The sequence below is a fragment of the Mesorhizobium silamurunense genome (assembly GCF_014843825.1).
GTDB classification, from domain to species: domain Bacteria; phylum Pseudomonadota; class Alphaproteobacteria; order Rhizobiales; family Rhizobiaceae; genus Mesorhizobium; species Mesorhizobium silamurunense.
The window spans coordinates 1-6355 of sequence record NZ_JHQR01000127.1 but is presented as its reverse complement, the minus strand read 5'-3'; the positions used below and the strand labels follow the sequence as shown (position 1 = coordinate 6355).

At 65.3% G+C, this 6355-nt stretch carries 5 protein-coding genes and 1 tRNA gene; 3 read left to right on the top strand and 3 right to left on the bottom strand.

Annotation, left to right across the window (positions count from 1 at the left end; all coding sequences use genetic code 11):
- Window positions 1–37 precede the first annotated feature (37 nt).
- Window positions 38–114: transfer RNA gene (locus DH10_RS15025), tRNA-Arg, on the bottom strand.
- A 194-nt stretch (window positions 115–308) separates the two neighbouring features.
- Entirely contained in the window at window positions 309–1235 is a 927-nt protein-coding gene (locus DH10_RS15020; RefSeq protein ID WP_192253743.1) for a DUF1003 domain-containing protein, read from the bottom strand.
- Window positions 1236–1727: 492 nt separating this feature from the next.
- Here DH10_RS15020 and DH10_RS15015 point away from each other — a divergent pair, with 492 nt between their 5' ends.
- A complete protein-coding gene (locus DH10_RS15015) occupies window positions 1728–2177 on the top strand; it encodes a universal stress protein (protein WP_192253741.1) in 450 nt (149 codons plus the stop codon).
- 262 nt (window positions 2178–2439) lie between these two features.
- On the opposite strand, the gene DH10_RS15010 is transcribed toward DH10_RS15015, so the two are convergent.
- Window positions 2440–3348, bottom strand: coding sequence for a D-alanyl-D-alanine carboxypeptidase family protein (locus DH10_RS15010; RefSeq protein WP_376774891.1), 909 nt, complete (start codon window positions 3346–3348; stop codon window positions 2440–2442).
- Between the two features lie 216 nt (window positions 3349–3564).
- Between DH10_RS15010 and DH10_RS15005 the strand changes: the two genes are divergently transcribed.
- Window positions 3565–5373, top strand: coding sequence for a DUF948 domain-containing protein (locus DH10_RS15005; RefSeq protein WP_192253737.1), 1809 nt, complete (start codon window positions 3565–3567; stop codon window positions 5371–5373).
- 250 nt (window positions 5374–5623) lie between these two features.
- Window positions 5624–6355 (top strand): hypothetical protein (locus DH10_RS15000; RefSeq protein ID WP_192384927.1); only part of this gene is annotated, 732 nt, incomplete at its 3' end.

Genomic DNA, 6355 nt, shown 5'->3' with positions numbered 1-6355 from the left:
CCGTAACCTATGTGTCCAGAATGGACCATTTGGAGATTGGCGCACCCGACAGGATTCGAACCTGTGACCTCTGCCTTCGGAGGGCAGCGCTCTATCCAGCTGAGCTACGGGTGCTCCCCGGGAAACCGGAAAACGAACCGGCCGGTGAACCGGCCAGCCACGGCTTCTTAGCGGAAGCCGCCCCGGGCTTCAACGGCCAATTGGGATCGTGACGTTTTAAGCTCACAGGACGATGGCGTGTCGCTCCGGGTATCCGAGGCGCGGCGCAGGCTTGAAAGGAGCGTCGCGCGGGCTTCGTCCTGAAACCCTCACCCCTCCGCCTCAACCTTCGCCACCCTCCGCCGCACCCCTCTCGTCGCCCGCTTCTGCTTCTTCGCGGCCAGCTCGTGCATGGCGTCGAGCTGCATCTGCTGCATCTCGGCCAGCCGCTGCCATTGGCGCGAGATCAGGTAGTCGAGCTTTTCGTGCAGATGCCGCACTTCTAGCTCGGCCTTGAGGTTCACCCGGTAGTCGTTGAAGGAGCGCAGCCGGTCTTTGGCTTCCTGCCGCTTCTGGCTCATCATGATCACCGGCGCCTGGATGGCGGCGATGCAGGAGAGCAAAAGGTTGAGCAGGATGAACGGGTAGGGGTCGAAGGCGTGCCCCAGGCCCGCGGCGAGGTTGATGCCGATCCAGATCAAGAGCACGGCCGCGAACGAGATCAGGAACCACCAGCTGCCGCCGAACTCGGCCATCGAGTCGGAGACGCGGTCGGCGAAGGAGCGGTGCTCCTCGAACTCCTCTTCCGAGTTTTCCGAGATCGTGTCTTGTCTGGCGATCGATTCCACCACCTGGCGGTCGAGCTCGGAGAATTCGCCGTGTTCCTGCTGCAGCAATTCCTCCATGTAGCGCATGCGGTAGCGCGAGAGCTCCTGGCGGCTGATGCGGGCGCCGCGCGGCAGGTCGGGATGGTCGGAGCGGATGCGGTCGGCAAGGCTCGGCCTGAGATCGTCGATGCGCACCAGGTCGCGCTTGCGGAATTTCCGGCCGCTGATCGCCGACGGTTTCTTCTTCGGCTTGACCCTGGTCGTGCCGGGTGGGGTTGGTTCCGAATCCGGCACCTCCGGGGCTTCGAGGATCTCGTCGGCCGCTTCATGCGCGTCCTCCGGCACGGTGGCCGCCTCGAGATATTCGCCGGCCGTGTCGTTCTCGTCGTCAACTTGCGTCTGCGCGGATGCCTTGGGGTCGCCGGCCATGGTCAGTGCTCCTGTTCTCGGCTTCCGATACGATACGCCAAGCCGGCGCGGCATATCCATCGTCACTGTGAAGGTCGTGTGACCGAACAAGTTCTTGTGATTGCAGGGAGGCGTGGCTCTTCGCCGGCCGCCATGTGCAATCGCCTATGGCGGCGCCAGCCCCCGCTCCGTCTCGGCGCTGCGCGCCGATCCACCTCTCCCCCGCTTCCGCGGGGGCGAGGAAACGCCAATCGCTAAGGGCGCGACGCTCCCAAACTTGGGTTCCTCGCCCCCATGAAATGGGGGAGAGGTGGCTCGGCGAAGCCCGAGACGGAGTGGGGGAGCGCCGTTGGCGATTGTCCGTTCTTCGGCTGGAGCAATCATCTGCACCGCCTGGCCTTGATCCAGATCAAGCTGGCCCCTGTGGCGGGCCTGATAGGGAAATTATATCGAGATCAGGCCTGATCGCCCATCAGGGGCGCGCATCGCCCCGCAAGAAGAGGGATCGCCACCATGTACAAGCACATCCTGATCGCCACCGACGGCTCGAAACTGGCCAGCAAGGGCGTCGTCCACGGCCTGGAGCTGGCCAAGTGCCTTGGCGCCACGGTCACCTTCGTCACCGTCTCCGAGCCGTTCCCGGCGCTGGCCTGGGGCGGCGCCATGGCCGGCTATGTCGCCGCCGACGAGCTCACCAACTACGAGCAAAGCGCGCGCAAATATGCCCGCGAGGTGCTGGGGAAGTGCAAGGCCGAGGCCGATAAGCTCGGCGTGAGCGCGAAGACCCTGCATGTCGAGAACAAGACGCCCGCCGAGGCGATCCTCGATGCGGCGCGTGGCGAGGCCTGCGACCTCATCGTCATGGCGTCCCATGGCCGTCGCGGCATCGGCCGGCTGGTGCTCGGCAGCCAGACGGCGGAGGTGGTGTCGCTGACCGAGATCCCGGTGCTGGTGGTTCGGTAGGGCACGTTGATATTCAGGTGAGGCCGGCCTGCGAATGGTGGCTGTGCTTCCGGTGCTCACGTACTTCAAGTACGCTCCGCTCCGGTTCTCGGAAGCCCCCATTCTCGACTCGGCCTGACCTGAATCTCAACGTGCCCTTGCGCGTTCCGGGAAAACATTGGCGAAAGCCGCGATGATGGCTGATCTCCCCCCTTGAGGGGCAGATGTCCGGCAGGACAGATGGGGGCGCTGTCCCGCCGGCGTTTCAAAGTTTCTGCACCTGCTACTGCGCCGGCAAACCAGGCGGCGGCAGGCCGGGAAGCGCCGAACCGGCCGGCTGCTGCCCGGCATACATCAGCTGCGTCTTCGCATCGGCGCTCATCGGCGCCAGACTCCGCTGGATCAGCGCCTCGACATGGTCGTTGCGCTGGCGCGCGCTTTGGGCGCCCATCACCACCACGATCAGATGCCGCCCGTCGGCATTGTAGGAGGTGACGATGTTGTAGCCGGAGGCGCGGATATACCCGGTCTTGATGCCGTCGACGCCGCGCACGCGACCCAGCATGTCGTTGTGGCCGCGCACCAGCCGGCCGCGGAACATGAAGTCGCTTTCGGAAAAATAGTGGAAATGCTGCGGGAAGCGGTGCTCGAGCGCCAGCCCCAGCACCGCCATGTCGCGCGCGCTCGTCACCTGGCCGTCGTCGGGCAGGCCGCAGGCGTTGCGGAAATTGGTGCTGGTCATGCCGAGCTGGCGCGCCTTTGCGGTCATCATGGCGGCGAACTGGTCCTCGCTGCCGCCGCCCAGATATTCGCCCACCGCCACCGCCACGTCGTTCGCCGACTTCACCACCATGGCGCGGATGGCGGAATCGACGTCGATCGTCTCGCCGCGCCGGAAGCGCAGCTTCGTCGGCGGCTGCGAGGCGGCGTGGTCGGAAACCGGAATCTGCGTCTCCTTGGTCACCCGGCCGCTCTCCAGCGCCTCGAACAGCATGTATAGCGTCATCATCTTGGTGAGCGAGGCCGGATAACGCTGCGCCGTCGAACTGACCTCGAACAGCGTCTTGCCGGTCGGGGCGTCGACCACGATCGCCGCGTATTTCTGCGGCTGCGCCGGCACGGCCAGCACGCTTTCCGGCGGCGCTGCGGTGGTGCAGCCGGCAACCAGCAGCAGCAAGGCCAACGCGGCCATAAATTTTTGGATGAGGGGCAAGGGACGCAGATAGGACAAGACTGTTCTTAAGCTGTTGCTGAGATGCGGTGAGGCTAACGTAACGCACCTGCCGCGTCCAACTGGTTAACGGCGGTAATAAGGCATTTGCCCAGGTTTTGCGCCGTCGCAGCTCGCTTTGCCTTCCACACCCCCTTGCCGCTATGATGCGGCCGGCTTGGATTTGGGGGGATCGGCATGTCGGAAATCGCCACGGGCACGACCTCGCTGCTCAGGGCCTCGCTCAGCCGCACCGGCAAATGGGCGGGCAGCGTCGCCTTCGTCAGCGGCGCGGTGTCGGACGTGCTCAACCCCCTCGGGCCCTTTGCCGCCTATATCGCGCTCATCGCGGCGGTCGCCGCGGCGATCATCGCCATCGCCATGGTGCTGCGCCTGGTGCTGGCGGCGAAGGCCATGCCGGCGCTGATTTTCGCCACCAGCGCGGCGGCGATCGCCGGCAGCGTCTACGGCGTCCAGCAGGAAACCAATTCGCAGAACGGCGTCATCGCCGCGCTGGTGCCGGCGGTGGCTGAGCTCCAGCAGTCGCTGGGCATCGTCTCCGAAAAGGTGGCGAAGATCGAGAAGACGGTCACCGAGACGCAGAATACGGTCGAAGCGGTCAAGAAGTCCACCGACACGGTGGCACAGAAGACGGACCAGATCGCGCAGACACAGAAGCAGCAGACCGAACAGGGCGCCGAGACGCAGAAGACGGTCGAGGCGGTCAAGCAGACCACCGACACATTAGCCGCCGGGCAGCAACAGCAGCAGGCTCAGGCCGAAAAGCTGCAGGCAACGACCGAGCAGATCGCCGCCTCGATCGACACTATCGCCAAGGGCTTTGCCCAACTGGCGGCGCAGGGCGGGGCGATCGCCGATCCCAAGCGCCCCGACGAGTTTTATCACAACGCCCGCGTCTACGAGCTGGCGGGAGACATGCTCAATGCCCGCCGCGCCTATCTCGCCTTTGCCGGCTTCGATGTCGACGCCATCGATCCCTATACCCGCTTCGCCACGCTGTTAAGGGTCCAGGACGGCAAAGCCGGCGCCCGCGAAGTGTTCGGCCAGCTCGCCGAGAAGGCCAAGGCGCCGGCGATCAAGCTCGTCCATCTGCTCCAGTTCGACGATGCCGAGCGGCCTGACAGGCTCAACGCCTTCATAACCGCCAATCCCGATTACGCGCCGGCTTACTTCCTCCTGGCGCAGGAATTTTCGGAAGACCGCCTCGGCAGCCAGACGCTGGCCGATAAGCGCAGCGAAGCCGAGGCGCTCACGAAATTCGTTTCCTATGAGAAGGACGGCGGCCTGCTCAAATATTTCGTCGACCAGACCCAACTGGCCGACTGGCTCGACCGCAGCCGCACCCGGCTGGCGGCACTTGGCGACGTGCTCGACCCCTCGCGCTTCGTGCCGACGCTGACGCCGACGCGCTCCAACGCCGGCTGGTCGATGACGATCTCGCTGCCTGAGCCGGCGACGGCGATCTCCTGGCGGCTCGGCGACAGCGGTCCGTTCACCGACACCGGCCTGATGGCGATGAACGACCAGCGCACCGGCAAGCCGATGCCCAATCCGAGCTTCGAGCTGCCGGACAGCACCGCGGCTAACACCATCGCCATAAAATACCTCGACATCAGGGGCCGCGAGACCGGCCCGTTCGACATCCGCTTCGACCCGGATGCCGCCCTGCAGCAGGGCAACAAGCAGATCCTCGACCAGTTCTGGACCTCGTGGATCGCCTTCGACGCCAGCGGCAATTACGGCCTGGTCTATTTCACCCAGATGCTGTCCTTCCGCTGCGCCATCAAGGAAGTGCATTACAGCCTGAACGGCACGGCGCTCGACAAAGAGATCAAGATGCCGCCCTGCGACGCCAAGGATCCTTACGCCGTTCCCGCCGACTACCAGCCCTATTTCAAGGTGAAGGACGATGTGAAGTCGATGGCGGTGCAGGTGACTTATACGGACGGGACGAAGTCGCCGGTGCGGGAATATGAAAGGCAGTAGGGTTGCTCCCACCCTCTCCCTTGTGGGGAGGGTCGATCCGCGTAGCGGATCGGGTTGGGGGACGAAAGGTCTCCTTTTTGGTTGGACCCCCACCCCTTCGAGCGATCTCCGCTTTGCCCCGACCGCTCGCCCACCCTCCCCACAAGGACAGAGGGTGGGGAGCTGATGCAAAATGCCCGACGCCGCGCTTGCGTTCCGAGCGCCGGGCAGGCTTTGTTGGCGCCCTCTGCAAGAGATTCGAGGTCGAGCAATGAACACGGTCACGATCGACGCAAAAGGCATCTCGGTTTCGCTCGATCTCGCCGTCGGCCATATCGCCGCCATGGAAATCGAGGCCGGCGGCCGCGTGCTGAAACCGCTGCACCGCGCGCCCTGGGTCGGCTCGCCGCACGAGACGCTGCCGGAAAATCTCCCCGAAGGCACGGTGCGTCTGTCGGGCGATTTCCTTTGCGCGCCGTTTTCCACCAGCGATGTCGAGGCCGCACCCCTGCATGGCTGGACGGCCAACAGCGAATGGGATGTCGTCGAGAACGGCGCCATCGCCGGCGGCTGGCGCGCCGTCTTCCGGCTGCGCCGCAAGGTCATGGGCGCTGCCGTCGACAAGGTCTTCACGCTCCGCGACAACCACCCCTTCCTCTACCAAGAGCACATTTTCTCAGGCGGTTCCGGCGCCATTTCCGTCGCCCATCATCCGATGACGGCGATGCAGGACGGCGGACGCCTGGCCTTCTCGCCGAAGCGCCTGGCCGTGACGCCGGCGACCCCGCTGGAGCCCGATCCGGCGCGCGGCCGTTTTCGCCTGGCCTATCCCGCCCGCGCCGCCGATCTGACCCATTTCCCGGTCGCCACGGGCGGCACCACCGATCTCACCGACTACCGCATGGAAGACCGCCGCGAGGATTTCATCACGCTGGTCGAGGCCGATCATGGCGGGCCGGGCTGGACGGCGCTCGCTCGCCGCGCCGAGCAGGATCTGGTGCTG